17 protein-coding genes, 1 tRNA gene and 1 other annotated feature are annotated in these 13,705 nt (G+C 57.0%); of the genes, 11 read left to right on the top strand and 7 right to left on the bottom strand.

Features of this window, described 5'->3' with window-relative positions; genetic code table 11:
- The first annotated feature begins 186 nt into the window (after positions 1-186).
- The 3 genes from AC1PPK_RS19285 (at position 187) to AC1PPK_RS19275 (ending at position 2,171) form a co-directional block, all read left to right on the top strand.
- Complete coding sequence (locus AC1PPK_RS19285; protein ID WP_481114635.1) at positions 187-1,410, top strand: aspartate kinase; 1,224 nt, start codon at positions 187-189, stop codon at positions 1,408-1,410.
- Positions 1,411-1,461: 51 nt separating this feature from the next.
- A tRNA-Ser gene (locus AC1PPK_RS19280) sits at positions 1,462-1,555 on the top strand.
- Positions 1,556-1,961: 406 nt separating this feature from the next.
- The gene (locus AC1PPK_RS19275; protein ID WP_481114634.1) at positions 1,962-2,171 is read left to right on the top strand and encodes a hypothetical protein; all 210 of its coding nucleotides are present in this window, start codon (positions 1,962-1,964) and stop codon (positions 2,169-2,171) included.
- Positions 2,172-2,206: 35 nt separating this feature from the next.
- On the opposite strand, the gene AC1PPK_RS19270 is transcribed toward AC1PPK_RS19275, so the two are convergent.
- From AC1PPK_RS19270 to AC1PPK_RS19250, 5 genes are all read right to left on the bottom strand, one after another.
- Positions 2,207-3,142: a recombination directionality factor gene (locus AC1PPK_RS19270; protein WP_481114633.1), complete on the bottom strand. Its 936-nt coding sequence runs from the start codon at positions 3,140-3,142 to the stop codon at positions 2,207-2,209.
- A gap of 80 nt (positions 3,143-3,222) precedes the next feature.
- Positions 3,223-4,224, bottom strand: a complete 1,002-nt coding sequence (locus tag AC1PPK_RS19265; protein WP_481114632.1) for a YqaJ viral recombinase family nuclease — start codon at positions 4,222-4,224, stop codon at positions 3,223-3,225.
- Between the two features lie 111 nt (positions 4,225-4,335).
- Positions 4,336-5,304 (bottom strand): DUF932 domain-containing protein, encoded by a 969-nt coding sequence (locus AC1PPK_RS19260; RefSeq protein ID WP_481114631.1) that lies wholly within the window; start codon positions 5,302-5,304, stop codon positions 4,336-4,338.
- Positions 5,305-5,438: 134 nt separating this feature from the next.
- Positions 5,439-5,768, bottom strand: a complete 330-nt coding sequence (locus AC1PPK_RS19255) for a hypothetical protein (RefSeq protein ID WP_481114630.1) — start codon at positions 5,766-5,768, stop codon at positions 5,439-5,441.
- A 56-nt stretch (positions 5,769-5,824) separates the two neighbouring features.
- Entirely contained in the window at positions 5,825-6,130 is a 306-nt protein-coding gene (locus AC1PPK_RS19250; protein ID WP_481114629.1) for a hypothetical protein, read from the bottom strand.
- A gap of 849 nt (positions 6,131-6,979) precedes the next feature.
- Here AC1PPK_RS19250 and AC1PPK_RS19245 point away from each other — a divergent pair.
- The 3 genes from AC1PPK_RS19245 (at position 6,980) to AC1PPK_RS19235 (ending at position 9,835) form a co-directional block, all read left to right on the top strand.
- Positions 6,980-7,201, top strand: coding sequence for an AlpA family phage regulatory protein (locus tag AC1PPK_RS19245; protein WP_481114628.1), 222 nt, complete (start codon positions 6,980-6,982; stop codon positions 7,199-7,201).
- Between the two features lie 281 nt (positions 7,202-7,482).
- Positions 7,483-8,565 (top strand): YagK/YfjJ domain-containing protein, encoded by a 1,083-nt coding sequence (locus AC1PPK_RS19240; protein ID WP_481114627.1) that lies wholly within the window; start codon positions 7,483-7,485, stop codon positions 8,563-8,565.
- 47 nt (positions 8,566-8,612) lie between these two features.
- A protein-coding gene (locus AC1PPK_RS19235) for an IS3 family transposase (protein ID WP_481113787.1) occupies positions 8,613-9,835 on the top strand; the annotation gives its coding sequence in 2 pieces (ribosomal slippage) (positions 8,613-8,895 and positions 8,895-9,835; 1,224 coding nt in all).
- Positions 8,891-9,007 (top strand) — a sequence feature (AL1L pseudoknot). It overlaps the preceding gene by 117 nt.
- A gap of 101 nt (positions 9,836-9,936) precedes the next feature.
- Here AC1PPK_RS19235 and AC1PPK_RS19230 read toward each other — a convergent pair.
- Complete coding sequence (locus tag AC1PPK_RS19230) at positions 9,937-11,043, bottom strand: hypothetical protein (RefSeq protein ID WP_481114626.1); 1,107 nt, start codon at positions 11,041-11,043, stop codon at positions 9,937-9,939.
- 144 nt (positions 11,044-11,187) lie between these two features.
- Positions 11,188-11,727, bottom strand: coding sequence for a hypothetical protein (locus tag AC1PPK_RS19225; protein WP_481114625.1), 540 nt, complete (start codon positions 11,725-11,727; stop codon positions 11,188-11,190).
- A gap of 145 nt (positions 11,728-11,872) precedes the next feature.
- On the opposite strand from AC1PPK_RS19225, the gene AC1PPK_RS19220 reads away from it, so the two are divergent.
- From AC1PPK_RS19220 to AC1PPK_RS19200, 5 genes are all read left to right on the top strand, one after another.
- Positions 11,873-12,097 (top strand): hypothetical protein, encoded by a 225-nt coding sequence (locus AC1PPK_RS19220; RefSeq protein WP_481114624.1) that lies wholly within the window; start codon positions 11,873-11,875, stop codon positions 12,095-12,097.
- 36 nt (positions 12,098-12,133) lie between these two features.
- Positions 12,134-12,343, top strand: coding sequence for a hypothetical protein (locus tag AC1PPK_RS19215; protein WP_481114623.1), 210 nt, complete (start codon positions 12,134-12,136; stop codon positions 12,341-12,343).
- Positions 12,344-12,432: 89 nt separating this feature from the next.
- Positions 12,433-12,750 (top strand): hypothetical protein, encoded by a 318-nt coding sequence (locus AC1PPK_RS19210; protein ID WP_481114622.1) that lies wholly within the window; start codon positions 12,433-12,435, stop codon positions 12,748-12,750.
- Positions 12,751-12,784: 34 nt separating this feature from the next.
- Complete coding sequence (locus AC1PPK_RS19205; protein WP_481114621.1) at positions 12,785-12,919, top strand: FmdB family zinc ribbon protein; 135 nt, start codon at positions 12,785-12,787, stop codon at positions 12,917-12,919.
- Between the two features lie 376 nt (positions 12,920-13,295).
- Positions 13,296-13,610 (top strand): DUF190 domain-containing protein, encoded by a 315-nt coding sequence (locus AC1PPK_RS19200; protein WP_481118236.1) that lies wholly within the window; start codon positions 13,296-13,298, stop codon positions 13,608-13,610.
- The last annotated feature ends 95 nt before the right edge of the window (positions 13,611-13,705 follow it).

Below are 13,705 nucleotides of genomic sequence, written 5' to 3'. Positions count from 1 at the left end.
ATGTCGGAAAGTATAGATCACTACTCGCAACACATACAACGCCATATTTGCATGGACTAGGGTTTTCCACAGCAATTTTTCGTGACATGGCACACATCGTTACGGAAAAATCAGTGGGGCTGCACGTCGCAGCGATATCCGTTAAGATCACGGGTTTCCCATATCCTCATCTTCTTAGAAGTCAAGATGGCGCTCATAGTTCAGAAATATGGCGGCACTTCCGTCGGCAACCCCGAGCGGATCAAGAACGTGGCCAAGCGGGTCGCGAAGTTCCAAGCCCAGGGACACCAGCTGGTGATCGTCCTGTCCGCGATGAGCGGCGAGACCAATCGCCTGATCGCGCTGGCCAAGGAGGTCAGCACGAATCCCAGCCCCCGCGAGCTCGACGTGGTGATCTCCACCGGCGAGCAGGTCACCATCGGCCTGCTGTGCATGGCGCTCGAAGAACTGGGCATCAAGGCACGTAGCTACACCGGCGGCCAGGTGCGCATCCTGACCGACGACTCCTACACCAAGGCGCGCATTCTTGACATCGACGGCGACAACATCCGCCGCGATCTGGATGCCGGTGCTGTCGTGGTCGTGGCGGGTTTCCAGGGTGTGGACGAAGCCGGCAACATTACTACGCTGGGTCGTGGCGGTTCCGACACCACCGGCGTTGCGCTGGCGGCGGCTATTCAGGCCGATGAATGCCAGATCTACACCGACGTGGACGGCGTGTACACCACCGACCCGCGCGTCGTGCCGGAAGCCCGCAAGCTGGACACCATCACCTTCGAAGAGATGCTGGAAATGGCCAGCCTGGGTTCCAAGGTGCTGCAGATCCGCTCCGTGGAATTTGCCGGCAAGTACAAAGTGAAGCTTCGTGTTCTCTCCAGCTTCCAGGAGGAAGGTGAGGGCACCCTGATTACCGTTGAGGAAGACAAGAACATGGAACAGCCGATCATCTCCGGCATTGCTTTCAATCGCGACGAAGCCAAGATCACCGTGCAGGGCGTGCCGGACAAGCCGGGCATCGCCTACCAGATCCTCGGCCCGGTGGCGGATGCCAATGTCGATGTGGACATGATCATCCAGAATGTCGGCCATGACGGCACCACCGATTTCTCCTTCACTGTCAGCCGTGGTGATTTCGATAAGACCAACAAGATCCTCGAGCAGGTCCAGGGCCACATCGGCGCTCGTGAGATCCAAGGCGACCGCACGATGGCCAAGGTGTCCATCGTCGGCGTCGGCATGCGCTCCCACCCGGGCGTCGCGTCGCGCATGTTCCGCACGCTGGCCGAGGAAGGCATCAACATTCAGATGATCTCCACCTCCGAGATCAAGATTTCCGTCGTCATCGACGAAAAGTACCTCGAACTGGCTGTCCGCGTGCTGCACCGCGCTTTCGGCCTCGATCAAGCGTAATCTTGATTTGACAAAGAGCTGCAGCATGTCTACAATGCGCAGCTCTTGACGGGAGAGTTGGCCGAGAGGTCGAAGGCACTCCCCTGCTAAGGGAGCATGCGAGCTAAAACTTGCATCGAGGGTTCGAATCCCTCACTCTCCGCCAAGAAACTCAGAAAAGCCCTTGATTTTCAAGGGCTTTTTTGTTTTTGTCGTTCGGTGGTGTGCCATCTGGTATGCCATGGCAGGCTGGCTTCGGTTGATCATCGTTGGACAGGGCTGGATAAAGTTCTGACTCCTGCGCTCATACCCGCTTAGGGAGCAGGCTCGCTCCGGTGTAATCTGACGACCTGACCTCGCGAAGCGGTGGGTTCGGTGTCCCGGCTCGGTCGGCACCTGCCACGTTGCTTCGTTTTGCTGAACTGATCGCTCCTATAGCCAGCAAGCTCAACGGCAACAAAAAAAATCAGGGGTGGCAGCCCGTAGTTGGAGCGAACCGTGAGCACTGAGGCCGAGTAGGATCGCAGGGTGATCTACGACGATCTTTCAGTCTTTCTTGTAGCAGGGCGACGATGAAGACAGCACCGCATGAACACTGGTCGGCCGAGTTGATCCGGATTGGAAACGCGGCGGTGCGAGAGGCCCAGCAACGCAACCGCCAACTGGGCATCCCGAACTGGTATTCGCTGAATGGGGTGCTGGTCAGCGATGCTCCACGCGAAGAGGCGTCTGGCGCCGTGGAGCCACGCCAGTCGGTAACGGCACCCCAGCCGCCCCGGTGACCGGTTGGTAACCCATGCGGCGAGGGCACAGAAGGTTAATTGCTCCCTACGCGACCTTGGGCGGAATGCCGTCCTTCGTTCAAGCGACGATCCAGTCGATTCCGCAAGGGATTGACCGGCATGTCCGCCGGAACTGTGTCCGCGCTAGCCTCCGAACCGGCTGCGCCGATTTCCGGATAGAACTCTTCGACCACCGCCGTTCCGTCCTCGTCGAGTTCCTCGAACGCCCCATTCGCAAACCCCACCCGCGCCGCCAGATCCAGCGCCGCCTGATCAAACCCCGCTTCCCTGCGTCGTGCCCGCTCCGCTTTCCCTTCGGCCAAGGCTTCCGCCAGCGTCATCCCTGACCGCACCGTCAGATCCACGTAGTAGATCGGTGCTCGATGCGACTGCGTCGTGGACTTCCCCCGCAGCCGCAACTCCAGCGGCAGGCACGACAACATCCCGCCCGACAACGCAAAGAAGTAGGTGAGCCGTGCGGCCAAGGTTCGGATGCTGTTGAAGCCTGTCGTCCGGAACACGAAGCTCCCCAACTCATCGTCCTCCCCGATCCGCACATTGAGGCGCCCGTAGGGCTTGCAGATTCCCTGGCCGAACTCACAGCCCTGCGGCGTCGGGCAGGGCAGGCCCTGAATGCCGCTGGCGGTCGCCCGCTTGCAGGTCTCCCCATTCCCGACACACACCGGCCGTCCGCTCGCCCGGTCGAACAGGCTGTAGTTCGCCCGCAGGTTGAGATCCACCTCATCGAACAGCAACCGCACCGGAATCGCCCGCAACTTGGCTGTTCCCGCGCTGGCCCGCAGGCTCTCGTCCAGCGGATGATGAATCCACCCGTCCCGTGCCTGCACCTGGCTGGTGAGCGTGAACTCGTCATCCTTCTCCGGTAGCCGCTTGCCGCCTTTCTCCACCACCTTGCCGATCGTGATCCGGCCGATCACCGGTGGCGTCAATGCCAGTCCCTTGATCATCATTGTTCCTTTCCGTGTGGGCCATCAGGCCGAAATTCCTCTGTGACGGCCATGCCTGTGGGCATGGCCGCTATGCCGTCCCGTCAGGCGGTGACGACGAAGCGCCGAACACCGGGCTTGGTTTTGACGTACTGTCCGCTGAGTTCCGGGTAGTCGCGGGTGAGGGCGGAGACATCGAGCACGCTGCTGTCTTTGCTCCGCTTCCAGCTTACTTCCCCCGTCTCGAAGAGCGCCCGTGTCGCATCGCCCATGCGCTCCTGGATCTGTTGCTTCAGTTGCGACTCCACGTCGGCGTCCCGGGCGAGACTCAGCCGTACATTCACCAGGTCGGAGAACAGCGCCGACATCGGCCGATCCTCGGAAAAGTCCAGGATGCGACCCGAATCGAACGGGTACAGGCAGCGCAAGGCACGCTCTGCCGACTCAGACCCATCCGCCGGGGGCGGGGTGTCCGTCTCCACGTAACGCCAGAACGCTGCCTCCAGTGTGATCAGTTTGTCGATCAGCTCCCCGTCCCGCTCGATGCGATGGATCTGTAGCTCCTGGCCACCGAGCAGCACTGCCACATCCGCAGCCTGCTTGCTGGTCACCGCGAGCTGGTGCATCACCTGCAACTGCACGTACTCCGGCACCCCGTCCTTCCAGTGGAAGGAGCCGTGAATACCGGCGGTCTTGCACTCCAGGATCTGCACCTCTGGCGCGCCAATCACCTCCCGGTCGATGTTGGCGAGCATCCATGGGGCGTCGGGATGCTGCAGGACTGCATTTACCCTCCGCACCTTGTGGCCGGTGCGCCGGCTGTAGTGGGTGGCGACGATGGGTTCCAGCAGGGTTCCCCAGTACATCGGGGAGGCTTCGTCGTGGGGATCAGCCTTGGGGAGAGCGGCATCCCGGCCGGTTTTCTCGAGCCAGAGCTCCAGCGGCGATTTGTAGGGACTGAGTCCCACCGCGGCAGCGGCATCTGAACTGCCGATCCCGCGCTTGCGCACATCCAGCCAGGCCTCCCGGGACAGCTCCCGGGTCTTGACGAGCTTGAGCGCCTTTTTCACGGGGCGAACCTCAAGCGAAGGGGCAACGGCCGTCATGACGGCTCCTTTCACTAAAACGAAGACGAAAGAAATCCCCGGCCGGCACACACCGGGCGGGGAGGGGAGATAGGGCGAAAACTGGGGAGGAGAAACGAAACCGAGCCGGATTCAGGCCGCCAAGGCCAGGGCTTCATCGAGCGCACGCTGTTTGAGCACCGCGCCCTGACCGAACCACGCGCTGTCGAGGCGATAGGCGTCATTGCGCGCCCGTCGTTCGTGATCGACAAACTCGGTGACCGCATTGAGCAAACCCCAGGCCGTGCCTTTGGCGGCATCCAGCTCCGCGCCGTGACCATCGCCGCCATACATGGCCTGGACCTTCTTGAGCGCCCGCTCGTTGACGAGACCCCGACCCGAGTCCTGAATCGAGTCGCTGTTGCACAGCACCCGCAGGAAGTAGTTCATCGCCTCATGGCTCTTCACCTTCCGTTCGGACAAGGTCTTCATGCGGTACATAAAGGCATCCCACTGGGAGACCGCGACGCCCAACTGCTGTTTGACTGCCTGGGCATCGAAGCTGGTGCGATGGGGCACCTTGATCGCGGCGCTCGCACCGTTCAGCGCCACGGTCAGCGTGTTGTTGCAGACGACCCGCACGGTCGTTGGCGTCGCTGTCGTGGCGAGGGTGCCGTCGCAGGAGGTAGCGAGGAGCAGATAGCCCATCACGAGATCGTTGCCCTTGAGGACCGTCTCCTTGCCGGTCCGGGCCAAGGCCCAGAACTTCCGGCCTTCCTTGAGTACGCCGGCTGTTTCCAGTTCATACCCCGAGATCTCCACCAGATCCCGATAGAACTCCAGCACCTCCCGGGGCTGGACGACCTGATAGCGGTCACTGACCACCGACAGCGGCTGATGCGTGTCGCTGCGGTACAGCACCTTCTGATCGGCGAAGGTTTTGATCGAGCCGAGGCTGCCGGCCTTCTCGGCCAGGTAGCAGACCGGTGTTTCGAGGATCTGCCAGTTCATGCCGGCTTTGTCAGCCCACACCTCCAGTGGTTGCTGGGGCGGCAGGGCATTGCCGAGTTGATGCCAGGGAGCCTCGCCGACGTAGGCCATGTTTTCGATAAGGTGAGCCATGGTGATGCCTTTCAAAAGCTGGGGACGTGATCAGGCCGCGGGGCAAAGCCCGCCAGGGCACGTCAGGACAAAGGGGAGCAACAGCCGAAGTGCTGTGCGGAGGGGAAGCGCCAGGAAGGTGAAGCGAAGGCGAACTAGCGCCGCTGGCTGAAGGTGTGGCCGCAGTCGAGGCACTGATAGTTATCCAGCACGTGCTCATCGACAGCCTCCCCGACCCGGGCGCCGGCAATCCCGCCCGTGGCGCCGCCGATCAAGCCGCCGAGTAGCGCGCCAAAAAGCCCGCCTAGGGCGATGCCGACAGGCCCACCGACGGCGCCAACCGTGCCACCGATCTCGGCACCGCTCAGCGCACCAGCCGCACCCGTGGCAGCACCACTGGCTGTGCCGATGACGCTGCCGGCTTTCTTGGCCCGATCTCGGGGGGCGATACGGGAGGATTGGCAATGAGGACAGTGAATAGACATGACGAACTCCTTGAAGAAACGGTGAGAAGAAGAAAGGCAGTGCAACCAGGGGGCGTTCAGTACTCATCGGGACGCAGCAGCGTCGTGATGCGCCGGTCGGCTTCGGTGATCACCCACAGGCGCTCGCCATTCGGCAAGGGATAGGCGGACAGCGGTCGGGTGTGGTTGATCAATGCTTGCTGATTGGCCGCCACATCCTCCGCATCGAGATCACCCCAGTCCCCGTGCAGATGGCGGGCAATGAAGCGGATGGGGTGCAGGTTGTGCGCCTTGAGCAAGGCTTGGGCGCCAGGGGTACAGCAGATTTCGCCGAGATCGAAGAGTGGCGAGGCAGGGATCGGCGATTCAGTCACAGAAGGCATGATCATCTCCGGAATGAAAAAAGCCCGAGCCGGGAGGGGCTCGGGCAGGAAGGAATGAGCAGATGAGAGACCGGCAGTGCGGCATACAACCCGTCCCGGCACCCCTGTCAGGTGAGGCGTCCGAGAGGGCTTGATCGTTGGTATCTCCGCTAGCTCACTGGAGTGATATGTGACTGAAATTAATTTGAATCGGGCTGCCAGGCATCCCTGAGCCACTGGGGAAGGAAGGCACTCATGGCGGTGCCTTGGTAAAAATTTACTGCATGCACACCATTATTTGAGTAGTACGTGGCGCCTGGGTTAGCCACCGAGTGGGGATTCGACCCCCGCTCGGCAGACATCTGGAGAGCTAACTTTTCATTTAAAAGAGCCAACTTTTAATACCGGTGTGGCTGAGCGGGCACTGGGACGCCACTTCTCCTGTGGACCTTCGGAGGCATCCGATGTGGGAAACGTGCTGACGCAGTGCCGTCGGTAGAGGGGGGCGGGGAGAGATTGGCTTATGGGGCGGGGGCGGGAGAGTCAACCTGTCTTATGCCCCATCTGTCAGCGTCGGTTCGGCGCCGCGTGCCGCTCTACATGGCTCGATGTCGTGTCGGCGAAGTCTTGCGCGGGAGGGGAGCCTGCCTTGTTGCGCGCTCTGACGCCTGCCTTGCCATGGGCACGACGCATTCTGTGCCTCCCGCTACACCCAATTACACCCAATGAATCTGTGCATAAACTTCCTTGCCTTTGTTTTTCTTTTCTGTCAAGAGCGTTTGGCCAGTAAAAAAATACTGGCCAACGCGAATTCACGTCTGACGCAGTTCCTCCTACCCTGCACCCGTGATCAAACTTGAGGAGGACGGCATGATTCCGAGCGCTGAAACGAGGCCGAAGGTGGTGAGGTTGAAGACCGTTGTGTCGCGAACAGGACTGGCTCGGTCAACGGTGTATGACCGCTTGAACCCAAACTCACCTCGATACGACCGGACATTTCCACGGCCTTTCAAAATCGGCCTGCAGGCCGTGGGATGGCTCGAATCCGAAATCGACGCCTGGATTCTCGCGAGCGTCAGTCAGCGAGAGTAATGGCCAGGCTGAGAAAACGTATGGGCTGAATTGGCTATTAGCTACGTTAACTTTGTATAAGTGTTTTTTATAAATGGTCTGAAGGTAGAGGGGGTGTTTAACTTATTTCCGCATCGAAATGGGGATTTGCAAAGAGTAGAAGTGTTGGTATTTATATAATCGAAACTAATGAAGAGAAAGGAGTGAAAATAAATAAGAGAGAATATGAGCTCGTTCACATGAAAGGAGGCGTGAGAAGAGTCTTAAAATGAATGGATTGCCTGTCAGGGAAGGAAAGATGAATGGCGAAAAAGACGGAGATAGACCAAGAGGAAGAACGCAATGAAATTGAACGTGCTCTGATCGAAAGCACTGTTACGTATTTCGAGAGTCAAGGCGAGACAAAGGTAGCTTTGACTGTCGAGTATGATTTGATGACGGAGTTGTCCCAGATAGAACGCCTGATGAAAGATATCGGAGCGTCAGAACATGCTCTGTTTGCGTTGGAGGAGAGAAAGAGGGGAGGGCTCTACTTGAAAAAGTTTCCTCTGGGGGAGCGGTTCATTGCAGCGCTGAATTACGACATCGGGGAGATCAAGCGTCATTTCGAGCAGCATGCGTTCACTCCGCATTTTGAGCTCTTCGAGGAGTGCGTGAAGGCAGCCAGGCTGGATGATTTGGCCCAGTCGGTGAAAGCGAGTGAGCCTGGTGCACTCGAAGCATGGTGTCGTGCATTGAGCGTTTGCGTGAAACGTATTCGTACTCGGCTTCATAGCCGGGCGTTCAAGAGCCGTGTGAGTCTCTTCCGGAGAGTACCGAACGAAAACTATCTGGGTCTATGTCGATACATAGATAGGCTGTTTGAAAAGCACTCCAGACTTATTGTGATTCGACTTGATCTCGGTTTCGGCAAGGATCATCGTTGGCCAAGTGGATTGAAGAGTCCCGTTACGTTTGAGGAAGCGATTACCTGCCGGGAGCGCCTCTTTAATAATCGGCGCTGCAACCGGATTTTTAAAAATATGGTGGGATACGCTTGGAAGCTCGAGTATGGCCTCGATAAAGGGTTCCACTATCACCTGCTCCTGCTTTTTGATGGTTCAAAGCGTCAGCAGGACGTCACGATCGCGATGGAGATCGGTGAGTACTGGAAAAAGGTGATCACCAACGGCAAGGGCGTGTACTGGAACTGTAATGCCAATAAAGGGGCCTATAAGGCTTGCGGAATTGGACGAATTAATAGAGGCGACATCGAGCCCAGGGCGATTCTGAAGGATAAGGTAGCCATCTATCTGACGAAGGTCGACGTTATCCTGAAGCTTGTGATGCCTGATGGACGTCGCTCTTACAACCGGGGAGGGATGCCAAGGCTTAAAGAGAAGTGAATCGCCCCGGGTTTCGCGGAGGCTCCTACTCTTGAGAAGATGGAGCCATGAAAAAGACAACGAAATACGCCCCGGAAGTACGTGAGCGTTCAGTGCGGATGGTGTTCGAGCAGCGCAGTGAGCACCCGTCGCAATGGGCAGCGATCCAGTCGATTGCAGCGAAGATCGGTTGCACGGCCCAGACACTGCACGCCTGGGTTCGGCAGCACGAGCGGGATACCGGACAGCGGGACGGGGTCAGCAGTGCCGAGACCGCACGGATCAAGGAACTGGAGCGGGAGGTTCGGGAGCTGAAACGGGCCAACGAGATCCTGCGCCTGGCTAGCGCATATTTCGCGCAGGCGGAGCTCGACCGCCGCAACAAGTGACCCACGACTTCATCGACATGCACCGGGAGCGTCTCGGGGTCGAGCCGATCTGCAAGGTCTTGCAGGTTGCCCCGTCGGCGTATCGACGCCGGGCGGCACGTCGGCGCAACCCTGATCTGCGTAGCGCCCGGGCGCTGCGCGACGAACGCTTGATCGGGGATATCCAGCGGGTCTGGCAGGCCAATCTGCGGGTGTATGGCGTGCGCAAGGTGTGGCGGCAGTTGCAGCGGGAAGGCATCGAGGTGGCTCGCTGCACCGTCGAACGTCTGATGCGGGCCGAGGGACTTGTCGGCGCCCGGCGTGGAAGCGCCGTCCGCACGACTCGCGCGGATCCCGCTGTGCCTTGTCCGCTGGACCGGGTCAATCGGCAGTTCGTGGCCGAGCGCCCGAATCAGCTCTGGGTCTCCGACTTCACGTATGTCTCGACCTGGCAGGGATTCGTGTACGTCGCCTTCGTCGTCGATGTGTTTGCCCGCTACATCGTCGGCTGGCGCGTCAGCCGCTCCATGCACACCGAGTTCGTGCTGGACGCACTGGAGCAAGCCTTATGGGCACGCCAGCCCCAGCGGGATGCCCTGATCCATCATTCGGATAGAGGGTCGCAATACGTGTCCATCCGCTACACCGAGCGACTCGCCGAGGCGGGCATCGAGACGTCGGTTGGCAGCAAGGGGGACAGCTACGATAACGCCTTGGCCGAGACGATCAACGGACTCTACAAAGCAGAGTTGATCCATCGCCGTGGCCCATGGAAAAGTGCTGAAGCGGTGGAACTGGCAACCCTCGAGTGGGTGGCCTGGTTCAACCATCATCGGCTGCTCGCCCCTATTGGCTACATGCCGCCGGCTGAAGCTGAGGCAAACTATCACCGCAGTCAAACCGCTCAGGCTGTCATGGCCTGACTTAAACCAAATGGCCTCCGCGAAACCCGGGGCGATTCAAAGCGTGCGGAATCAACCATGCCGGAAGAGGTGGCTTTGTAAGTGCTCTTGCCGAGGAATGCCTACTTGCGCTTTTGTGTGGATTTCAGGTTTTCGTTCAGTGACTTGTAGAGTTTTTTGATATCTTCGTCAGACTTGAATAAACGATTGATTTGACCGGAAAGCTTGTCCTGGGCCTTTTCGCTCTGACTTGGAAGTAGGTGTTTCGCCAAAAACTCACAGGCGTTTTCCTTGGATTTCCAGTGAGCTGCATGTTCAGGCGCTTGCATGACGCCAAGGACTCTTGCCTTGAGCTCCGCCTTGATCGCATTCAAGGTCTCTATCCTTGCTATGGCACCTCTTCTCCCTCTTGCCTGAGGTGAGCCGTCGTTAGGTGGTGCAATGAATGTTTGGCGAATAAAAATGGGGACTAATAATAGGTTGTACGTAACCTCATGGGGCTGCTTGAGGTTTAAGTAATCTATAATTAGAAACCTAATGAATAGGAGGTTGGAAAGTCCCCTTTTTATAGGAAAAGTTCTTTCCAGTGGTGGCGCAGAAAAGCCGTCGGAATGAATGTCGGAGTAAAGGTCGCCATTCGTGTCCTTGCGGTATCTCTCCAGAGCCGCGTTGTACAGGGCTATGTAGTCTTCGGATGGCGCGCGCAGCTTAAAAAAAGTCTCGGCCGTGTACTCAAGAATAAATAACGCCTCGGCACATCGTTGTAGAAATGGGTTTGCCTTGACGATTTTGGGGGACGCTTCGTCAGGGAGAGGCGACTCTAAGAGTTGAGATGCGTATGCTGTAAATTCTTGAGCGTCCTTTGTTTTGCCATCGTTTAGCGCGTCTTGCGCTCTTTCAATGCACCACGATGCATTTGAAATTATTTCTAATAGTGAGGTGTATTTGCCATTTACAACAAGATTGTAGAGAGTTTGAGTGGCGGTTTCGCGTGAGATGCTGTCGTGAGTGCTCGTGAGTCCCGCGATGTCGGTGGCGGAAATTTCTTCTGCGTATTCTTCAAGAATTCTATCTTTTATCCGATTGATCTCCTCTTGAAGCGTTTCTTTCGAGAAGAGAAAGCTTTCTTCGATAATTTCCTTGTTAAGGATGCTTTTGCGGGGTTCGCGAGTGTTTTCGTAGTCTACTTTATCTTCTATATAGCAGTTGAAATCGAATCCGTTTGACATTTTCTGTCTGGTCTGGCGAGGAGAGTGAGCCGCTCACGCTTTGTTGATTGATTGTTTTTTTAGTAATAGAAAACTCCTTTCGGAGAGTCCTTCGTTTTGGCTCGCAAAGAGCTCTCAAGATTGCCAAGTGAGGGCCGTGCGTAGTTATTGGCTTCCTTTCGTAATCCACATTTCGCGATCTAGGGCCAACTGTTCTATAAGCTCAGCGATTAGGTTCTTTTGGTGCTCAGACAACGAGCGGTAGCGCTGAAGAAGTTTCAGATCGCTAGGGGTAAGCGTCTCCAGACGTAGATCTGCTGCGGTGATGCTCCCGCCTGCGTTGGCGGTGGGCTGAGCTTCTGGGATGCCATAGCGCAACCATTGCGCGGATACGTTCAGCATCGTGGCCAAGGTACTGATCTTGTCAGGGGCGGGCTTGCTGAGCCCCGCGAGCCATTTCTGAGCGGCCTGGTTTGTGATCTGACTACCTGGATGGCTTAAGTTGAACTGCAGCGCGAGTTCAGAGGGGGATTCGATCTTCCTGGGTCCCCGTTTGAGCGCCTGCTTCAGTCGTGCCGCGAAGGCCTGATTGTCTGGGTTGCGTGCCATTCCGAAAGTCTGCGAGAACGGCGCCAAACAAAGACAACCATTTGGTTGTTGAAAAATACCAATCGATATGCGATGCTCGACATGACGTGGGTACATGCTGCTTGCCTGTCCTTTCCCCAAGGACGGTTTGCGTCGTGCTGTGCAGACTGCATTGCTGGTCGTACTTGCAAGCGAGCAGGGTTGCCGTTAGGTGTGGTTGGTAGCTTGAATGACAGGGTGTTGGCTATTGGAGAAGTGAAGCATGAGCAGCACGCGAGACGATTTGGCTAGAAAGCATGTAGCCGCTATGCAGGAGTACGACAGGCTCGTCGATAAGGAAACAGCACTGCGGCGCGATATCGATAACTCCTACGGCTTAGAGGAAAAGACTCGGCTGAAAAAGGAGCATGAGTCTTTGCTTGCCAAAATTCGTGAAGCCGACAAGAAAGAGAAAGAAATCAAGCGCGAGCTTGATAAGCTCAGTTGATTGTCGGGCTGATTTTTTCGGAAAATAGGAGGCGTGATGAGCGAAGAAGATGGTGAAAAAAAGTATCTCAGCGTTTCAGGCGAGCTCGATGAGCTCAGATATGGTGCGAGTGCCGCTGATAAGAGCATCGCTGGCTTAAAAATCGTTGGCAAAGGTTTGTTCAACGTAACAAAGTTTGCATTTGGTGAGGTCTTGCCTGCCGTTATCTCTGCTCAAGAAAAAGAACTGAATAAGCATAAGAAGTAGGGCCGTTTGGTGAGGTTGTCTAACCCAGCATTCCTACATCTTTGCGAAGGTGGAAGAATTCAAATGTCTGATTACTTTTCGAGGGTGAAATGAAGGTGATTCGTCGTTTTATTGTCGCAACGGCCCTTGCTGTTGCAGGTATGTCTGCTCAAGCTGGAGGTGCGCCTAAGCTGATCGCAACCGAAAACGGTACCGTAAGTGGAACGTTGATGTACGCGACAATGCAGTATTGGATCCAATCTGGCAAAGAAGCTGTTTGCGTCAAGTATGACGACAAAGACGAAGAGCGCTTGATGCCGTTGGATGGCAAGAAGGTGACTTTTAGCGGCTCGATCCAAATCTGGGCCAATCAAAAAATGAAGCGTTGCATTGTTGTCGGGCCCAACTATCCGAAGGAAGTGAAGTAGGGCTCAGATTTTTTGCTTTTAAAAGGAGAGACGTATGCGTCAATACAACCATGTTTGTGAAGATTGTGGGCACGAGTGGGAAGCTGGTCATGAAAATGACCGTCAGGCGGATGCGGCGACATGTCCGCGTTGTGGCTCTGATAATACTCAGGCCAATCGCGCAGGCTAATGTTTTAGCAACAAGACAGCCAACCCTAATTCAGCGGTTGGCTGGTCGAGTTGCTGGAGTTTCTAGGCATGCAGCGCGATAGGAAAGTGCTGCTTTTTCGGTACTTGTTAGAGGGCTCACGCAAGGAATTCGAGGCTACTGACGCCAGTCGCTTACGCAGACCCTAGAGGGGTGAGGTTGCGGCCATTTTCGTAAGTTGAAACAACTGGGAAGCGGCCACTCTGTAAAATTCCCGTAGCCAAACCAGGTTAGCTTTGGGTGCATGTGGATCCTCAGTCTGCTCAAGCCCTATAGCCCGCCGCAAATGCCGGTCCTGCCATGTGAATGCCGGCAGGACGACCCCACTCCCAATTCGGCGGGAGTCCAGTCCGTGCCCATGCAACGCCACTGCCTGCGTTTCTACATCCACGAAAACCACCGGCACGACAAGAAGCTGGCTTACGAGTGGCTGCTTGAGCAGTCCGCCGAACTGGGCGTGCTGAACGGCAGCGCTTTTCGCGCTATCGCCGGCTTCCGTACCGACGGGCATCACGACGACGACCTCATGGAGTCCCTGATGGACAAGACCGTCGTCGTCGAGCTGCTCATGGATGCCGACCAGGCTGGCCTGCTGCTGGCCCGCCTGAGGGAGGCCCGGCTGCCGGTGATGATGACCCGAAGTGTCGTCGAGTTCGAATCCTTCACCGGCTAGGCGGCTCCATATCTCGCAGCTCCTTCGCGTTGTGCATCCGCGGCTTATAGAAGCACTTTTTCTGGCAAAGCATCCCTTGTCCAGGCAGCGGGCTC

Source organism: Zoogloea sp. JDB1 (assembly GCF_056724025.1).
This window is presented reverse-complemented; position numbering and strand designations above follow the sequence as displayed.

What these genes read in the sequence shown, in the direction of transcription:
- AC1PPK_RS19285 (WP_481114635.1), top strand. Translation starts at nt 187, where the DNA reads ATGGCGCTCATAGTTCAGAAATATGGCGGCACTTCCGTCGGCAACCCC.
- AC1PPK_RS19275 (WP_481114634.1), top strand. Translation starts at nt 1,962, where the DNA reads ATGAAGACAGCACCGCATGAACACTGGTCGGCCGAGTTGATCCGGATT.
- AC1PPK_RS19270 (WP_481114633.1), bottom strand. Translation starts at nt 3,142, where the DNA reads ATGATGATCAAGGGACTGGCATTGACGCCACCGGTGATCGGCCGGATC.
- AC1PPK_RS19265 (WP_481114632.1), bottom strand. Translation starts at nt 4,224, where the DNA reads ATGACGGCCGTTGCCCCTTCGCTTGAGGTTCGCCCCGTGAAAAAGGCG.
- AC1PPK_RS19260 (WP_481114631.1), bottom strand. Translation starts at nt 5,304, where the DNA reads ATGGCTCACCTTATCGAAAACATGGCCTACGTCGGCGAGGCTCCCTGG.
- AC1PPK_RS19255 (WP_481114630.1), bottom strand. Translation starts at nt 5,768, where the DNA reads ATGTCTATTCACTGTCCTCATTGCCAATCCTCCCGTATCGCCCCCCGA.
- AC1PPK_RS19250 (WP_481114629.1), bottom strand. Translation starts at nt 6,130, where the DNA reads ATGCCTTCTGTGACTGAATCGCCGATCCCTGCCTCGCCACTCTTCGAT.
- AC1PPK_RS19245 (WP_481114628.1), top strand. Translation starts at nt 6,980, where the DNA reads ATGATTCCGAGCGCTGAAACGAGGCCGAAGGTGGTGAGGTTGAAGACC.
- AC1PPK_RS19240 (WP_481114627.1), top strand. Translation starts at nt 7,483, where the DNA reads ATGGCGAAAAAGACGGAGATAGACCAAGAGGAAGAACGCAATGAAATT.
- AC1PPK_RS19230 (WP_481114626.1), bottom strand. Translation starts at nt 11,043, where the DNA reads ATGTCAAACGGATTCGATTTCAACTGCTATATAGAAGATAAAGTAGAC.
- AC1PPK_RS19225 (WP_481114625.1), bottom strand. Translation starts at nt 11,727, where the DNA reads ATGTACCCACGTCATGTCGAGCATCGCATATCGATTGGTATTTTTCAA.
- AC1PPK_RS19220 (WP_481114624.1), top strand. Translation starts at nt 11,873, where the DNA reads ATGAGCAGCACGCGAGACGATTTGGCTAGAAAGCATGTAGCCGCTATG.
- AC1PPK_RS19215 (WP_481114623.1), top strand. Translation starts at nt 12,134, where the DNA reads ATGAGCGAAGAAGATGGTGAAAAAAAGTATCTCAGCGTTTCAGGCGAG.
- AC1PPK_RS19210 (WP_481114622.1), top strand. Translation starts at nt 12,433, where the DNA reads ATGAAGGTGATTCGTCGTTTTATTGTCGCAACGGCCCTTGCTGTTGCA.
- AC1PPK_RS19205 (WP_481114621.1), top strand. Translation starts at nt 12,785, where the DNA reads ATGCGTCAATACAACCATGTTTGTGAAGATTGTGGGCACGAGTGGGAA.
- AC1PPK_RS19200 (WP_481118236.1), top strand. Translation starts at nt 13,296, where the DNA reads ATGCAACGCCACTGCCTGCGTTTCTACATCCACGAAAACCACCGGCAC.